General features: G+C 68.6%; 18 protein-coding genes. 16 read left to right on the forward strand and 2 right to left on the reverse strand.

The features are described from left to right. Nucleotides 1-164 precede the first annotated feature (164 nt). The 14 genes from J3P31_RS09210 (at nucleotide 165) to J3P31_RS09275 (ending at nucleotide 10,835) form a co-directional block, all read left to right on the forward strand. Nucleotides 165-776: a HyaD/HybD family hydrogenase maturation endopeptidase gene (locus J3P31_RS09210; RefSeq protein ID WP_210528147.1), complete on the forward strand. Its 612-nt coding sequence runs from the start codon at nucleotides 165-167 to the stop codon at nucleotides 774-776. After that, nucleotides 776-1,096 (forward strand): HypC/HybG/HupF family hydrogenase formation chaperone, encoded by a 321-nt coding sequence (locus tag J3P31_RS09215; protein ID WP_210528148.1) that lies wholly within the window; start codon nucleotides 776-778, stop codon nucleotides 1,094-1,096. The genes J3P31_RS09210 and J3P31_RS09215 overlap by 1 nt, the downstream gene beginning before the upstream one ends. A 7-nt stretch (nucleotides 1,097-1,103) precedes the next feature. Then, on the forward strand, nucleotides 1,104-1,487 hold the full coding sequence (locus J3P31_RS09220; RefSeq protein WP_210528149.1) for a thioredoxin domain-containing protein: 384 nt from the start codon (nucleotides 1,104-1,106) through the stop codon (nucleotides 1,485-1,487). Between the two features lie 7 nt (nucleotides 1,488-1,494). Beyond that, nucleotides 1,495-2,322 carry a hydrogenase expression/formation protein gene (locus J3P31_RS09225; RefSeq protein ID WP_210528150.1) on the forward strand — a complete coding sequence of 276 codons (828 nt, stop codon included), beginning with the start codon at nucleotides 1,495-1,497 and terminating at the stop codon, nucleotides 2,320-2,322. Beyond that, nucleotides 2,319-3,050, forward strand: coding sequence for a [NiFe]-hydrogenase assembly chaperone HybE (hybE, locus tag J3P31_RS09230; RefSeq protein ID WP_210528151.1), 732 nt, complete (start codon nucleotides 2,319-2,321; stop codon nucleotides 3,048-3,050). Before J3P31_RS09225 ends, hybE begins: the two co-directional genes overlap by 4 nt. Further along, nucleotides 3,051-3,944: a hydrogenase expression/formation protein HupK gene (locus J3P31_RS09235; protein ID WP_210528152.1), complete on the forward strand. Its 894-nt coding sequence runs from the start codon at nucleotides 3,051-3,053 to the stop codon at nucleotides 3,942-3,944. Beyond that, nucleotides 3,937-4,278: a hydrogenase maturation nickel metallochaperone HypA gene (gene hypA, locus J3P31_RS09240; RefSeq protein WP_210528153.1), complete on the forward strand. Its 342-nt coding sequence runs from the start codon at nucleotides 3,937-3,939 to the stop codon at nucleotides 4,276-4,278. Before J3P31_RS09235 ends, hypA begins: the two co-directional genes overlap by 8 nt. Further along, nucleotides 4,278-5,099 (forward strand): hydrogenase nickel incorporation protein HypB, encoded by an 822-nt coding sequence (gene hypB / locus J3P31_RS09245; protein WP_210528154.1) that lies wholly within the window; start codon nucleotides 4,278-4,280, stop codon nucleotides 5,097-5,099. The genes hypA and hypB overlap by 1 nt, the downstream gene beginning before the upstream one ends. Beyond that, a complete protein-coding gene (locus tag J3P31_RS09250; protein WP_210528155.1) occupies nucleotides 5,096-6,571 on the forward strand; it encodes a sigma-54-dependent transcriptional regulator in 1,476 nt (491 codons plus the stop codon). The genes hypB and J3P31_RS09250 overlap by 4 nt, the downstream gene beginning before the upstream one ends. Before the next feature lie 3 nt (nucleotides 6,572-6,574). After that, nucleotides 6,575-6,865: a HypC/HybG/HupF family hydrogenase formation chaperone gene (hypC, locus tag J3P31_RS09255; RefSeq protein ID WP_210528156.1), complete on the forward strand. Its 291-nt coding sequence runs from the start codon at nucleotides 6,575-6,577 to the stop codon at nucleotides 6,863-6,865. Then, complete coding sequence (gene hypD / locus J3P31_RS09260) at nucleotides 6,862-8,007, forward strand: hydrogenase formation protein HypD (protein WP_210528157.1); 1,146 nt, start codon at nucleotides 6,862-6,864, stop codon at nucleotides 8,005-8,007. Before hypC ends, hypD begins: the two co-directional genes overlap by 4 nt. Beyond that, complete coding sequence (gene hypE / locus J3P31_RS09265; protein ID WP_210528351.1) at nucleotides 8,007-9,017, forward strand: hydrogenase expression/formation protein HypE; 1,011 nt, start codon at nucleotides 8,007-8,009, stop codon at nucleotides 9,015-9,017. The genes hypD and hypE overlap by 1 nt, the downstream gene beginning before the upstream one ends. 11 nt (nucleotides 9,018-9,028) lie before the next feature. Then, entirely contained in the window at nucleotides 9,029-10,324 is a 1,296-nt protein-coding gene (locus tag J3P31_RS09270; protein WP_246849411.1) for a DUF3422 family protein, read from the forward strand. A 238-nt stretch (nucleotides 10,325-10,562) separates the two neighbouring features. After that, the gene (locus tag J3P31_RS09275) at nucleotides 10,563-10,835 is read left to right on the forward strand and encodes a hypothetical protein (protein ID WP_210528158.1); all 273 of its coding nucleotides are present in this window, start codon (nucleotides 10,563-10,565) and stop codon (nucleotides 10,833-10,835) included. Nucleotides 10,836-11,074: 239 nt separating this feature from the next. On the opposite strand, the gene J3P31_RS09280 is transcribed toward J3P31_RS09275, so the two are convergent. After that, nucleotides 11,075-12,148 (reverse strand): acyltransferase family protein, encoded by a 1,074-nt coding sequence (locus J3P31_RS09280; RefSeq protein WP_210528159.1) that lies wholly within the window; start codon nucleotides 12,146-12,148, stop codon nucleotides 11,075-11,077. Between the two features lie 394 nt (nucleotides 12,149-12,542). On the opposite strand from J3P31_RS09280, the gene J3P31_RS09285 reads away from it, so the two are divergent. Then, nucleotides 12,543-13,559: a hypothetical protein gene (locus J3P31_RS09285; protein ID WP_246849410.1), complete on the forward strand. Its 1,017-nt coding sequence runs from the start codon at nucleotides 12,543-12,545 to the stop codon at nucleotides 13,557-13,559. A 461-nt stretch (nucleotides 13,560-14,020) separates the two neighbouring features. On the opposite strand, the gene J3P31_RS21840 is transcribed toward J3P31_RS09285, so the two are convergent. Continuing rightward, a complete protein-coding gene (locus J3P31_RS21840; protein WP_368373048.1) occupies nucleotides 14,021-14,452 on the reverse strand; it encodes a VPEID-CTERM sorting domain-containing protein in 432 nt (143 codons plus the stop codon). 406 nt (nucleotides 14,453-14,858) lie between these two features. Between J3P31_RS21840 and J3P31_RS09295 the strand changes: the two genes are divergently transcribed. Next, entirely contained in the window at nucleotides 14,859-15,893 is a 1,035-nt protein-coding gene (locus J3P31_RS09295) for an SGNH/GDSL hydrolase family protein (protein ID WP_210528160.1), read from the forward strand. Nucleotides 15,894-16,058 lie beyond the last annotated feature (165 nt).

Here is a 16,058-nt window from a genome sequence, read left to right on the forward strand (position 1 = left end):
GGCTTGCCTGGGGCGGTATACTGAATTCGCGCTCAGCATCAGCGACTTGGCAAGTCGGGCGTCCAGGCGGAAGCTTCGTGACCGGTCGGGCCGCCGTTGCGGTAGAATGCCAACCAGAGCCGGCAAGCGGATGACCGGCGCGATGGGACACGGGAGGAAACGGCATGGCGCCCCGCGCGCTGATCCTTGGTATCGGCAACGTCCTCTGGGCCGACGAGGGCTTCGGGGTCCGCTGCGTGGAGCGGCTTGCCCAGACCCACGCCTTCGACGACAACGTGTGCCTGCTCGACGGCGGCACGCAGGGCCTTTACCTGCTGCCGTTCCTCGAGGAGGCCGACATCCTCCTCGTCTTCGATGCCATCGACTACGGCCTCCCGCCCGGCACTCTGAAGGTGATCGAGGGCGACGACGTGCCCGCCTTCATGGGCGCCAAGAAGATGAGCCTGCACCAGACGGGCTTTCAGGACGTGATCGCCACCGCGAAGCTCCTGGGCCGCTGCCCCGGACGCCTCGTCCTCGTGGGCTGCCAGCCCGAGGAGATCGAGGATTACGGCGGCGGCCTGCGCGACGCCATCGCCGCCCGGATCGACCTGGCCCTCGCGCTGGGCCTCGCCCGCCTCGCCGACTGGGGCATCATCGCCCGTCCGGGGCAGGCCGACGCCTCGCTGCTCGCCGATCCTTCGGTCAGGCGCGACGCCTATGAATCCGGCCGCCCCAGCGCGGAGGAGGCCTGCCGCATCGGCGACGCCCGCGTCCTGCCCGAGGGTGTCGCCTGATGTGCGTGGGCGAGCCCTTCCGCATCCTGTCGGTGGACGGCATCGCCGCCATGGCGACCAACGGTCCCCGCGAGGCGCTGATCGACCTGTCGCTCACCGGCCCCGTCGCGCCGGGCACCTGGGTGCTGACCTTCCTCGGTACCGCGCGCGAGGTCATCTCCGAGGATGAGGCCCGGCACATCGCGGCGGCGCTCGCGGCGCTCCGGTCGGTGATGACTGGCGGCGATGTCGGCGACGCCTTCGCCGACCTGGAGGCCACCGGCCCCCGCCTTCCCCCCCATTTGCAGGCCGCCCTCGCCGAGGGCCGCGAGATTGCCTGAGGACGCCATGACCCATCCCCTGATCGCCCGCCTGACCGGCCAGCTCGGCTGGCCCTCGCTCGACAGCGCCGAGGCCACGACCGCCTACGCCGGGGCGCCCGGCTGCCACGCGGTCTTCGTGCCCGGCGACCCGACGCGCAACCTGGAGACGGCCGACGTCGCCGTGATCCTGCCGGAGTTGCACAAGGCCTTCGCGGGCCGCTTCGACTGCGCCGTTGTGTCCGAGGACGCCGAAACGGGGTTCCGCGAGGCCACGCAGGTCTACAAGACGCCCTCCATCATCTTCTTCCGCGACGGCCGGCAGATCGGCGCGATCCCCAAGATGCGGGACTGGGCCGACTACCTCGCGCGGACCGCGCAGATCCTGGCCGAACCGGCCCTGGCCCATTGAGGACCCCATGAGCGGCTTCACCCTTCCCCCCATGGGCTTCGGCCCCGGCTCCCAGGCCCACGAGGCCGACCTGCCGACGAACCACATCCCGCTGCCTCAAGGGATGCGGACCTACATCCCCCACCTGCCCGAGGTGGAGGAGGTCGCCAGCGTCGCCCCCGCGATGGCGCTGCTGGCCCGGATCGCCGAGGCCTGCGACCGCGCCGTGGCTGACGGGGCGACCGAGGTCTTCGACGTGGCGCAGCTCGACCCCGCCTCGCGCCGCTTCCTGGCCGAAACGCTGGGCGAGGGCGAGGTCTCGGTGAGGATGCTGGGCGTCCCGGCCATCGCCGCGCAGGAGAGCGTCTTCGCGGGCGTCTGGTCGCTGGCTGGCTCCGGCGTGGACCGGGTGGAGGTCGCGCCGCTCCCCAGCCTCGCCCAGGCCCGCGCCTTCGTGCCCCGCCGCCCGCGCAGCACCTCGCCCACGCCCGAGGTCCTGATGAGCGCCCCCGCCATCGTCACGGAGCTTGAGGCCAAGTCGGCCGCCTGGACCCCCGCCGACGGCCTGCACGTCGTCAACCTGACCCTGCTGCCGCACTCGCCCGAGGACCTCCTGTGGCTCGACACCACGCTGGGCGAGGGGTCGGTGACCATCCTGTCGCGCGGCTACGGCAACTGCCGGATCACCGCGACGGCGCTGCCGCAGGTCTGGCGCGTGCAGTTCTTCAACAGCATGGACACGCCGATCCTCGACACCTTCGAGGTCACCGCCGTCCCCGAGGTCGCGCTGGCGGCCCCCGAGGACCTGTCCGACAGCGCGAAGCGAATCCGCGACCTCCTGGAGCAACTGCAATGAGCGGCTTCGAAGGCTCCTACCTCGGCTCCTCGGCCAAGATCGGCCCGGCGGCCATCATGGAATGCAAGATCTGCTGGACCCGCTACGATCCCGCCCAAGGGGACGTGACGCGGCAGGTCGAACCCGGCACGCCCTTCACGGACCTGCCCTGGGACTGGTCCTGCCCGGTCTGCTCCTCGCCCAAGGCGCAGTTCCTCGTGCACTCCGACCCCGGCGGGCCGGAGGAGGCCGAGGCCGCGTTCCTGGCGGAACGGACCCGCGCCCTCGTCGCCGACTTCCAGGAGATCTGGAACGGCAAGATGCGGGACGTGCCGCTGGTCAACAAGCTCCTCGCCATCGAGGCCGTGGGCTTCCGGATGTGGGAGGGGCGGCCCTTGGGCGTCCTCGTGTCGCCGTGGTTCATGAACCTCGTCATCCTGCCCGGCGAGGGCGAGGACTGGTCGGACCTGATTCCCGGCACCAAGGAGGACGTGGCCTTCCCCTCGGGCGACTACGAATTCATCCACAACACCCGCGAGCAGACGGGGGGCTACATGGCCTGTTCGCTGTTCTCGGCCATGGGCGAGTTCCGCACTCAGGCGCAGGCCGTCGACGTCGCGAAGGCCATCCTGCCCGCGCTGTTCGATCCGAAGAACCGGGTGGAGCTGCCCAGGCGCGAGAAGCCCGCGCAGGTCGCCCCCACGCGCCGCCAGCTCCTGGGCGGTCGCGCCCAGCCGCAGGTGGCCTGAATGGATGGCGCGGTCGTCTCGGGACGGCTCGTGGCGGTCCGCGCGCCCGGTCTGCCGGTCGAGGCGCTGCTTCTCGGCAAACCCGCCGAGGAAGCCGCCGCGTTGCTGCCGCGCCTGTTCAACCTGTGCCGCGCCGCGCAAGGACTTGCGGGCCGGGTCGCGCTGGGCCTGCCCGCGCCCGAGGGGGCCGCGGGCGACCTGCGGCGCGAGATCGCGCGCGACCACCTGATGAAGCTGCATCTCGCCTGGCCAGCCTACTTCGCCCGCGCCGCGATGCCGCTGCCGCCCGATTGGGTCTCGGGCTCCCGCGCGGCGCGAGAGGCGCTGTTCGGGCCCCCCGGGCGGATGCCCGCGACTCTCGCCGACCTCGGCGCCTTCCTCGCCTCCGGCCACGGTATCGCGCCGACGCTGTCGGCCATCTCTGGTTGCTTCCGCCCCGGCGAAGCAGTGACGCCCGCCCTGCCGCTGGTCGAGCCTGCCACCGCCCACGAGGTCCGCGCGGTCGAGAACTCTGTCGCGGCCCGGCAGGCGGCGCATCCGCTCATGCGGGTCGTTGAGGCGGGGTGGGGGCGTAGCCCCTTCTGGCGCGCGCTGGGCCGGGCGCTGGATCTGGAGGCCTGCCTGAACGACGCCCTTCCGGGCGTCGAGGCCGGGCCGGGCCGCGTTGCCGTCCCCGCCGCACGCGGTCTCTACGTCGTGACCGCCCGGGTGTCGCAGGGCCGGGTGGCCGCCTTCGCGCGGGTCACGCCGACAGACCATCTGTTGGCCCCCGGCGGCGTCCTCGACCTCGCGCTCGCCACGCTCGACCCCACCCGCGCGGCCCTCGCGCCTCTGGTCCTCGACATCCTCGACCCGTGCAGCCCGGTGCGGCTGAGGGAGGCCGACCATGCATGAGATGTCGCTCTGCGAGGGCATCCGCAGCATCGTGGAGGAGCAGGCGAGGGCGCACGCCGTCGCGCGCGTGACCCGCGTGCGGCTGGAGATCGGGCGCTTCGCGGGCGTGGAGAAGCAGGCCCTGTCCTTCGCCTGGGACATTGTCATGCGCGGCACCCCCGCCGAGGGGGCGGAGCTGGTGATGCTGGATGTCCCCGGACAGGCGCTCTGCTTCGACTGCGGGCGCGAGGTGGATATCGAGGAGCGCCTGTCCCCCTGTCCGCTCTGCGGAGGCGGCAAGCTGGTCCCGACCGGGGGCCAGGAGATGCGGATCAAGGACCTGGAGGTGATCTGATGTGCACGGTCTGCGGCTGCGGCGACGCGGCGACCCTTGATCGCGGCTTCCACTTCCACGCGGACGGGACGATCCACGCGAACCACCATCACCACCACGGCCCCGACCTCCACTTTGGGCTCGGCGCAGCAGGGGTCAGCGTTCCCGGCATGAGTCAGGCCCGGCTGATCGAGGTCGAGACGGCGATCCTGTCCAAGAACGACCAGTTGGCCGCCGTCAACCGCGCCCGCCTCGCCGTGCTGCGGACGCTCGCGGTGAACCTCGTCTCCTCGCCCGGGTCGGGCAAGACGACGCTGCTGTGCCGCACAGTCGGCGAGTTGCAGGGCGTCCCCCTCGCGGTGATCGAGGGCGACCAGCAGACCGCCAACGACGCCGAGCGCATCCGCGCGACCGGGGCGCCTGCCGTGCAGGTCAACACCGGCAAGGGATGCCACCTCGACGCCGAGATGGTCGCGCGCGCCATGGACGCGCTGGCGCCCCGGACCGGGTCGCTCCTGTTCATCGAGAACGTGGGCAACCTCGTCTGCCCGGCGGGGTTCGACCTGGGCGAGGACGCCAAGGTCGCCGTCCTCTCGGTGACCGAGGGCGAGGACAAGCCGCTCAAGTACCCCGACATGTTCACGGCGGCGCGGCTCGCGCTTCTGAACAAGATCGACCTCGCGCCCTATTGCGACGTGGACCTCGACCTTTACGAGGCGAACCTGCGTCGCGTGAACCCGGGGATCGAGATCATTCGCCTCTCGGCCCGCACCGGCGAAGGGTTCGGGGCCTGGACCGGCTGGCTCCGTGCCCAGCTCCTCGCCAAGGCGCTCGCGGCATGACGACGTTGCCGACCCTCCTCCTCGTCGACGACGAGCCGCATTCCCTGGCCGCCATGCGGATGGCGCTCGAGGACGCGTTCGACTGCCTGGAGGCGCCCGGGGCCGAGGAGGCCTGGCGCCTCATGGAGGAGAACGACGTCCAGGCCGTGTTCTGCGATCAGCGCATGCCGGGCCGGACGGGGGTGGAGCTCCTGACCGCCATGCGCGAGCGCTGGCCCGAGACGGTGCGGATCATCATCACCGGCTACACCGAGACCTCCGATATGATCGGCGCGATCAACGACGCCGGGATCTACCAGTTCATCGCCAAGCCCTGGCACCCCGACCAGCTTTTGATGGCGGCGCGGAACGCCGCGCGGCTCTTCCAGCTCACCCGCGACCATGAGCGGATGAGCATCGAGATGCGCTATCTGGCGCGGTCGGCGGACTCCAAGCTCGACAAGCGGCGGCAGGCCCTGCGCGAGGGGCTGGGGTTCCAGTCCGTCCTGCGCGGCCCAAGCTCGCCCCTGAACGCCGTGGTCGCGGCGGCCCGGCAATACGCCAGCTTCGACGTCCCGGTGCTGATCCAGGGCGAGGCCGGGACGGGCAAGGCCGCGATGGCGCGGGCGATCCACTACGCCTCGCTGCGGTCGGACCGGCCCTTCTTTGACCTCGACTGCACAGGGATGCCGGACGATCTGCTGGAGGCGCAGCTTTTCGGTGCCAAGCGCGGGGCGCTGCCGGGGCTGGTCACGACCAAGGTGGGCCTGCTGCAAAAGGCCGAGCGGGGGACGCTGTTCCTGAGCGGCGTCGACTCGTTGAGCCCCCGGATGCAGCTTGCGCTGCTGCGCGTGGCGACGGAGCGGTCGTTCCAGCCCTTGGGCTCGCACGAGACGCTGACAGCGGGGATGCGGCTCCTCGTGGGGTCGCACCGCGACCTGCGCGCCTTGGTGGCCGAGGGCGCGTTCCGCGCCGACCTCTACTTCGCCCTCGCGGTGACCGAGGTCGCGCTGCCGCCGCTGCGCGCCCGGCCCGGCGACATCGCGCTCCTCGCGGGCAATCTCCTGATGGAGGCTGCCGCGGCGCATGGGAAATCGGTCCACGGCTTTTCGGACGAGGCGCTCGCGTTCCTCGAGAACTACGACTGGCCTGGCAACCTGCGGGAACTCTCGAACGAGGTCACGCGGATGCTGATCTTTGCCCAGGGCAAGGTGCTGGGGCCTGAGCTGATCTCGCGCCACATCCTCCAGGCCCAGCCCGCCGAGGACGGGGCCGACCGCAGCGCCGACCGCGTGCTGGAAGGGTCGGGGACGCTCAAGGACCGGGTGGAGCTGATCGAGATGCGGATCCTGCGCGAGACGCTGACCCGCCTGAGATGGAACAAGAGCCGCGCGGCGGCCGAGCTGGGACTGTCCCGCGTGGGGCTGCGCGCCAAGCTCGACCGCTATGGCGTGAAGCCGCCCAAGGGCGCGGTCGTGGCAGAGGAGGACTGACCGATGTGCCTGGGGATTCCCGGACGGCTCGTGGCCGTCGCGGACGAGGCGACGCTGATGATGGTCGCGGACGTGTCCGGCGTGCGCCGGGCCGTCAACGTGGCCTGCGTGGCGGACGGCGCGCTGCCCGGCCTGATCGGGCGCTGGGCGCTGATCCATGTGGGCTTTGCCATGGCACTGATCGACGAGGACGAGGCCGAGCGGACACTGGAGGCGCTGCGGTCCTTAGGCGAGGCGCAGGAAGCCCTGGCCATGATGGCCGAAGGGGATCGGGCTTTGGAGGGCGCGGCATGAAATATGTCGAGGAGTTCCGCGACCCCGCCGCCGCACAGGCCGTGCTGGCGCATATCAAGGCCTTGTCCGACGACATGGGCCTGACCGCCGAGCAACCGCTCCGCATCATGGAGATCTGCGGCGGGCACACGCACGCGATCTTCCGCTTCGGCCTCGACAAGCTGGTCCCGCCGGGGATCGAGTTCATCCACGGTCCCGGCTGCCCGGTGTGCGTGCTGCCGATGGCCCGCGTGGACGAATGCATCGAGATCGCGCGGCAACCGGGCGTGATCCTGACCACCTTCGGCGACGCCATGCGGGTGCCGGGGGCCAAGGGCTCCTTGATGCAGGCGAAGGCCGCCGGGGCCGACATCCGCATGGTCTATTCCCCGCTCGACGCGCTGGAGCTTGCGCGACGCAACCCGGACCGGCAGGTGGTGTTCTTCGGCCTGGGGTTCGAGACGACGACGCCCTCGACCGCACTCGCCATCCTTCAGGCGGCGCGCGAGGGGCTCGGGAACTTCACCGTGTTCTGCAATCACATCCTGCTGCCCCCGCCGCTGCGCGCGCTGCTGCAGGACCCGCTGAACATGATCGACGCCTTCATCGGGCCGGGTCATGTGTCCATGGTCACGGGCACCCACATCTACGACTTCATCCCCGCCGACTACGGCAAGCCCGTCGTCGTCGCGGGCTTCGAGCCGCTGGACCTCCTCCAGTCCGTGCTGATGGTGCTGCGACAGGCCCGCGACGGGCGGGCGGAGGTCGGGAACCAGTACGCCCGAGTCGTGCCCGAGCATGGCAACCCCGTGTCGCTCAAGGCCATGGCGGAGGTCTACGAGCCGCGTCCCTCCTTCGAATGGCGCGGCATGGGCGAGATCGACGCCTCGGGCCTGCGCATCCGCGACGCCTTCCGCGCCTTCGACGCCGAGGCGCGCTTTGCCATCGGCTACGGCGCGCCCACGGCCCGCGAGATCGAGGAGCCCGAGGGCTGCGCCTGCGGGCTGGTCATGACAGGCCGCGTGAAGCCCACGGCCTGCCCGCGCTACGGCAACGGCTGCACGCCCGAGACGCCGCTCGGCGCGCTCATGGTGTCGTCCGAGGGCGCCTGCGCGGCCTACTGGCAGTACGGCGGCGCGCGGGCGCTGGAGGCCGCGGAATGATGGCGCTGCGCGACACGCACGTCACCCTCGCCCACGGCGGCGGCGGCAAGGCGATGCGGGACTTGATCGCCTCGGTCTTCGAGCCCGAGGGGCAGGAGGATCAGGCCCGCCTCATGGACGCGGCGCTTCAGGAGCCCGGCGCGAAGCTGGCCTTCACCACCGACAGCTTCGTGGTGACGCCGGTCGAGTTCCCGGGCGGCGACATCGGCAAGCTCGCGGTCTGTGGGACGGTCAACGATCTCGCCGTGGGCGGGGCGCGGCCGCTCTGGCTTTCGGCGGCCTTCATCATCGAGGAAGGCTGCGAAGTGGCGCTTCTCCGCCGCATCGCGAAGACGATGCGGGAGGAGGCCGATCGCTCGGGCGTGCGGATCGTGACGGGGGACACGAAGGTCGTCGGGCGCGGCTCGGCCGACAAGGTCTTCGTGACGACCGCCGGAGTGGGGGTGATCCCGCCCGGGCGGCACCTCGCGGCCGACACGATCCGGCCCGGCGACGTGGCGCTGGTGAACGGCGTTCTGGGCGACCACGGCGCGGCGATCCTCGCCGCGCGCGGCGACCTCGCGCTGTCGACGGACCTGCAGTCCGACTGTGCGAGCCTCGGGCACCTGATGGAGGCCGTGCTGACGGCGGCCCCGAACGCCCGCGCCGCGCGGGATGCCACGCGCGGGGGCCTTGCCGCCGCGCTCAACGAGATGGCGCAGGCGGCGGGCGTCGGCGTGGAGATCGACGAGGCGGCGCTGCCGCTCCGCCCCGAGGTGAAGGGAATGTGCGAGATCCTGGGCCTCGACCCGCTCTACCTCGCGAACGAAGGGACTCTCGTGCTGTTCGTTCCGCCCGAGGAGGCCGAGGCCGCTCTGGCCGCGATGCGCACGCGGCCCGAAGGACGGGCGGCGGCGATCATCGGGCGGGCGTCCGACCAAGGTCCCGGGCGCGTCACCATGCGAACGGCTTTCGGCGGACGGCGGATCGTGGATATGCTGGTGGGCGAGCAGCTTCCCCGCATCTGCTGAAGGCGCGCCTCATGACCTTTGCCCAGCCCATTGCCGCGCTGCCGGACCACCCCCAGCGCGTCGCCCTCGCCAACGAACTGCACGCCCGGCCCTTTCCGTCGCTGCGTGCACCGGGCGATGCCGTCTATCTCGCGATCAAGCCGGTGGATGGAGCGGCCCGGAACCGGGAGGCCGAGCGGTCGCATCTCCTCGACCTTCTCGACCGGCATGGGGCGCCGCACCCCGCGCCCGGGGCGACCCACTGGTCCGGACGGATCGGGCGCTGCGAGCTGAAGTGGGAAAGCCACACGGAGTTCGTGACCTACCTCCTCTGGGAGGAGGGGGCGGCCGGTCCCGCCTTCCACCCCGATCTCCTGCGCAAGTTCCCGGCCGACTGGCTGGCCGCGGCGCCGGGCGCGCGGGTCGCTTCGGCCCTGATCCGGGTGGAGCCGCTCCGGGACGAGGAGGACATCGTCGACAAGGCCGCCGAGTGGTTCGTGGCCGAAAGCCTGACCGTGTCGCGGGTGCTCGACGATCAGGCGGTGGTCGCGGGGGACTTCCGCATCGACGCGGCAGGGCACATGCGCTTTGCCGTGTTCGCCCGCGATGACCTGGGGGAACGGCGCACTGGCCGCGTGGTCCAGCAGCTCTGCGAGATCGAGACCTATCGCGCCATGGCCATGCTGGGCTTCGCCACCGCCCGCGACCTGGCGCAGCCCATGGCTGACCTCGACCGCCGCCTGTCGGCGCTGATCGAGGCGATGGCCTCGGAGCACGAGCAGCCGGCCGAGACCCTTCACAACCTCCTCGGCATCTCGGCGGAACTCGAGCATCTGGTCGCGCGGTCGAGCTTCCGCCTTTCGGCCACCGTCGCCTACGAGACCATCGTGCTCCAGCGCATCGAGGCGCTGCGGGAGGCGCGCTTCGGCGGACGCCCCACCTTCGGCGAGTTCATGCAGCGCCGCTTCGATCCCGCCATGCGGACCGCCGGCAGCACCGAGCGGCGGCTCCAGGCCATGTCGGCGCGGGCGCTGCGGGCGGGGGACCTGCTGCGGACGCGGGTGGACGTGGAACGGTCGGCGCAGAACCAGCGCCTGCTCGAGAGCATGGACCGCCGCGCCGATCTGGCACTCCGGCTCCAGCACACGGTCGAAGGGCTGAGCGTTGTGGCCGTCAGCTACTACGGTGTGGGACTGGCGATGTACCTTCTTGGCCCCTTGGAGAAGTTCGCGGGCTTCGAGAAGCCGGTCCTCGCGGCAGTGGTGGCGCCCGTCGTGGTCGGCGTGACCTGGTTGGGGCTGCGTAAGGCGCGTCGTTCGCTTCACTGACGGCGGGATAACTGCAGGGGCGCACAAGCTGCCGGACATGAACGCTTCGAGGTCTGGATCATCGAGGTCCCTCAGGGATACATGTCCGGCGTGTTGCAGCCGCTCCTGCGGAACCTGCTGGCCGGGGAATTTGAAAGTCTGGTGCACTGATCTATCTGCCCCTTGCGATGTCAGGCGATCTGAGTGAACGAGGGCCGCGACGGGGCCTGTGAAGAATTGCATCGGGGCATGATGTGCGATGATGAGCTTCTGCCCCGACCCAACTGAAATGTCCGCCAACGGATCCCACGGGAAACTTCCGCAAGGTCTGCTCGATGCGTCGAACGACCTGGACAACGGCGACCTCTACGTCCTGTGGTGGTCCGATCCCCTGATGCGTGGACGTGTGACCCTTGCGAGGGCTCGGACCGTCCCGGACCTGGAGCAGTTTGCGACCGTCTGGAACCTGCCCCTGCGCTGGAAGTGGGTGGGTCTGATCGTTGGCGGGGCCTGGATCGAACGGGAACGCTAGGCTGCCCAGTCCGATCGGCCTTGGTCGAAGATCATGCGTCCGCCCCCAAAGAGATCGGTGGTGCCGGGTAGCTCCCACGGGCCACGGAGGTCGGCCTCTCGTGATCCAGTTTGACCCGACCGCTTGGGACTGCGTCGGCCCGACATCATGATCCGGTTGACTGAGGCTGGCCCCTGGCGGCGGACAGCCGCGGGGTCTGGGCCGGGTGCATGGCCATCGGACGGCTCCGGTCGCGAGGCTCAGCTCTGACCGACGACCTTGGACTCTGCGTCCTTGGACAGGCTCCCGCGTCGCAGATCCGCAGCGACAAACGCGGGCGGCCAAGCCGCTTGCAGGATCGGGACTGGGAGCCTGTAGAACCAGCCAAGACCCACGCGTGTGGCGATGTACTCCAGGATCAGGGACCCGGTCACTGCCGTAGCGAACAGTCCAAGCCACACGGCCAGAGGATGCAGGATGAGAAGCTGGACCGGCATGACGGCGTAGATGCCGGCCATGACAGGCATGTGACCCAGGAAGATCGGCAGCGAACGGCGCCCGAAGGCGTCAAAGGTTCGACGCAGGACCGGGACGGCCTGGACGCCCACGGCGGTGGCCACGGCGAAACCTGCACAGGCCAGGCTTTCGGCCGTCCCCTGGACCAGGCCGGACGAGACCAGGGCGTGAGCGATGAAGAACCCGCCAATGCACAGGAAAGCTATGACGGACGCGCGGGCATAGGTGGCGGTTGCCTGACGTATGAGGGCGGCCCCCAGGACGCCGAACATGTAGAACGGATAGTTCGAAACCATCGCGTAGGTGTAATATTCATCGCGCCATTCGTTGTAGGCGGCCAGGATGCCAAAGAACGCGAGCACGAAGACCGCTCGCCACAGGTTGCCAAAAGCCATCGTGATCCGGGCCGTCACGGCGAACAGCATGAGGGCGTACAGGAACCATAGTTCGCCCTGCGGCTCCCACAGAAGTTCGCTCAGCCGGGGAAGATTGCCATCCAGCCAGGGATACAGAGGGATCCAGGCGTTGATGGCCCTGCCGATGATCGTCCAAATGACGAGCAGCCACGCCAAAGGTCCGATCCTTTTGCGGACCAGTTGCCCGAAGGATGCCTGGACCACCCGTTCGGACAGGATTCCGGACGCCAGGAAAAACACTGGCATTCGCACATGCGTGAGCCAAAGGTTCAGGGTGGCGAGGGCCTCGGGAAAGGGTCCATGCAGTCGCGCGATCAGGAAAGCATGCCAGAATACAACCAGCAGGATAGAGCCGCCTTTGGCCGTATCGATCCATCCTATCCGCTTTGCATTGGCCGGCATCGATTATGCGCTCGACTACAACAGCTTCCTGATTCACCCTAGCTCAGTGCGCGATGAGATACTATTGTTCTTGTATGTGCGCCGATCCTTCCGAAACTGGCCCGAGTGTTCTTGATCGGAAGATCAGCTCAGAAACGCGACTCTGCGATTTGATGATCCGGGCCACGCCCAAGCTGGCCCGAAGTCTAAGACCATTCCAGATTCGGTCGATGTTCTGGCTGACAAGGCCCAAGCGGTTCAGTCTGGACCATGGTGACAGCGATGCGGCCGGAACCTGCACGGCGATCGGACATCGCTTGGTCGGATCGGCGGGATCGACGGGCGATACCGGATGGGCAGATTTCGGACCAAGGGTTGCAGCACATCGGTTCTTGGACGGTGAGGGAGGTTCAGCATGCTCCAGACCGGCGTCTGGCGCGATCCGTTAAGAGCGATTTGGCCGCGACGTCGCGTTCTGGCCGCCGCCGTTGCCGCCAGCGGAGCCACGGCCATCTTGGGCGGCTGGCTGCGGCACGTCTTGGGGACCCGGCAACTCAGCGATGCGGAACTGGCCGACATCTACGCTACGCCAGCGCCGCCCCCGGGCGGACCCCTGAGGGTGTACCACCTCGGTCATAGCCTGGTCGGACGCGATATGCCGGCGATGCTGGCGCAACTGGCGTCAGCGGGGCACAGATACGAATCCCAGCTTGGCTGGGGCGCCACGTTGAAAGCGCACTGGGAGGGGAAAGACGCCGTCGCCGGCTTCGACGAGGAGAATGCCCATTCCCGGTTCCGGGACGCGCGCGATGCGCTATCAAGCGGTGACTACGACGCCTTCATCTTCACCGAGATGGTCGAGATCCGGGATGCCATCCGCTATCACGACAGCTCCGGCCACGCCCTGAAGTGGATGCGACTGGCCCGCAACGGCAATCCGGACATCCGCGTCTACCTCTACGAGACGTGGCATGCCCTAGACACGCCGGATGGCTGGCTCGAGAGGCTGGACGGCGATCTTGACCAGTCCTGGGACCGCGGCGTCCTCCGGCCCGCCCTGTCCGTCGACGCAGCCGTTCGCCCGGCCCACATCATTCCGGCAGGTCAGATCCTGGCCCGCTTCGTGCGCGAGGTCGAAGCGCGCGGCGGCATCGACGAAGCGGGCAGTCGCAAAGATCTCTTCGCACGGGACGCCGACGGAACGCTCGATCCCATACACCTGAATGATCTGGGAAATTATCTCGTGGCCCTGGCCCACTTCGCGGTGCTTTACCGGCAGGACCCGACAGGCCTGCCGCGCGAGTTGAGGCGGGCCGATAGCACCGCTGCCGCGCCGCCTTCCGTGGCACTGGCCAGGCTGATGCAGGAGATCGTCTGGCAGGTGGTGACGGAAATGCCCGCGACCGGAGTTCAAGTGGAGACGGCGGCCTGAGGTGAGGGGCACGTGCCTGCTCCGGCGACACGGCCTGCATACGGTCGAGGAAGACCCGAAGCAGGCTTGGCCGCCACCCCATTGCTCCTCCAAGGAGCCGGGAGGCCAGTCACGAGGGCGAACGCGCAAGGGCGGCAAGCCGCGATCGAACCGGCAGAAACCGTGCCGCTGGACAGACCAGTGTCAGGGTGAACGCGACATCGGTCCATCCGATGCCGTTGCTGTCAATCCTTGTCCAGGCAGACATCGACCTGGGCAGCGGCAAACGCGATTGCGGGAGGTTGCAGAGTTCGGTTTCAGGTTGCGGTGACGGCTCCGACCAGCGCGATCGGGCGAAACGATGCAGGTCGCCACCCCGTTGCGCGCCGATCAGACCTGATCTGGACCCGCAGCGCAGGGAGGGTCCGATCCTTGACGGCGGCTCGTCCGGGTGGACCCGCACGAGCCATGGAGCGCAAAGTTCAAACCGCCTCGCGACGACGACGGCTCCGCTCCCAAGCAAGCAAGGTGATGCTGGCCACTGCCGCAATGGCGAGCAACCCCGCCGAGGCATCGATTTCGGGGACTTGGTGAACGACAGGAGGCTTCGGCACATGGGGTGGGGGACCACCCCTGTGGGTGGGCGTATGATGAGCAAGGGCCGGTGAGGCCAGTGCTACGTAGACAAGCGCAGTCAGCAGTTTTGATTTCATGGTGTCGCGTGGCCTTCCCTGGCAACCCGATGCAAAGTCAACATTTCCAACATGTATGTTGTTATATTTCCAGATCGGAAACAGTGATGCAATAGAAATACGAGGCAGATTCGGCCTTTTCGACGCCGTTTTTCCGAGCTCGATTCTGTGAATGCGTATCCCGGCTCCACTCGATTGAAAGTTGTGAAATAATGACTTCATGTTCTATATGATCAATCCTGGGTAGATCGAATGATTTTCCAGGCGCGGGGGTGGTTGAGCTTTTCGCGCTCACGGCAGCGGTCATCTGGGCACGACCCTCGGCAGGCGCTCGGGAGCCCTGATCCCGGGCTGGGACTGGACGGAGCGCGCGGGAACCAGTCATGACTGGCGACATGGTTGTGGAGGAGTCAACGTGCGTGCCGGTCGGCTATGGGCGGTGGTCGGGATGTCGGCGCTCTTGGGCGGATCTCTTCTGGCCTGGGCCTGCTCCGGGTGGCCCGCTGTGACATCCGCCCCAGTTTCCTCGGCTCTCTGGACGGTCCTCCGACTGGGCTCGGCGCCGGACCTGACAGTCGCGGAGCTCAGTTGGCACGAGGTCGGGAAGCTACAGCTGCAGGCTCTGCCATTGACCCTGATCGGCCGGACCTTGTCGGAGCCGGGCAATCCGGCCGAAGGCGAGGGCGGTTTCCGGCATCAGTGGCCCGGTGTCTATGCGACAGGCCGGTTCGATGGAGACACCGTGGTGATTGGGTTCGACGACGGCCTGAACCGGTATCGGATCGCGGTGGACGGGGAGCCTGGGCCTGTCATCGTCGTCAACCGGCCAGGTCGCCGATCGATCCGATTGGCTGGCCTCGGTCCGGGCGCGCACCTGATCCGCATCGACAAAATCAGCGAATCCCCGGATGCGTCAGGGCGCTTCATCGGGATTGGAGTGCCGGAAGGCCACGGCCGACCTCCGCCAGCCCCACTGGATCGGCAGATCGAGTTCATCGGCGATTCCGACACGGTGGGCTACGGCAATCTGTCATTGGACCGCGACTGCGCGCCTGAGGATCTCCTTGGGCTGACGGACACCCGGGAAGCGTTCGGTCCGCGGGTCGCCCGACACTTCCACGCCGATTACGAAACGATGGCGCAGTCTGGCATCGGCGTGGTGCGCAACTACGATGGTGCGCTGCCTGGGCGCACGATACCCTTGATCTACCCTCGCGCACTGCCCGATGAAGCCGCGCCGAAGGCAGGGGACAGGTGGGCGCCTGACATCATCGTTCTGGCCTTGGGATCCAACGACTTCGCCACGCCGCTGACCGAAGGGGAGAGGTGGGCCGACAACGACGACCTCCGAACCGATTTCCAGGCCGGCTATGTCGAATTCCTGAAGGCCATCCGCCGCGCCCATCCCGGGGCGTACCTCCTGCTCGGTGCATGGGAGCAGTACGGTCCCGACTACATGCTGGCTCATCAGGCCATCGTTCGGGATCTGAAGGCCCAGGGGGAGGCCCGCGTCGATCTGATCATCCTTCCGCAGATGGACCGTTCGGCCTGCGATTGGCACCCGTCCTTGTCCGACCACGAGACCGTGGCGCAGGCTCTCATCGACTATATCGAGGCGCGACCGGGAATGTGGGACGATGCGGCCGAAGCCAAGGGGCATTAGGCCCGGCGTTCGCCGGGGCAGCGCCCGCCGAACGGGATTTCATTCCTCCCGATCGGAAAACATGTATGCTGTATTATAGGGGAGACAGGGCTGAACAGCGGGCTCGACCGCTCAGATGAACCCGGCAGGGGTGGATCCTGATCCAGCCCTGTGGGGAAATTTGGT

The organism is Rubellimicrobium arenae, from assembly GCF_017916275.1.
Classification (GTDB): Bacteria; Pseudomonadota; Alphaproteobacteria; order Rhodobacterales; family Rhodobacteraceae; genus Rubellimicrobium; species Rubellimicrobium arenae.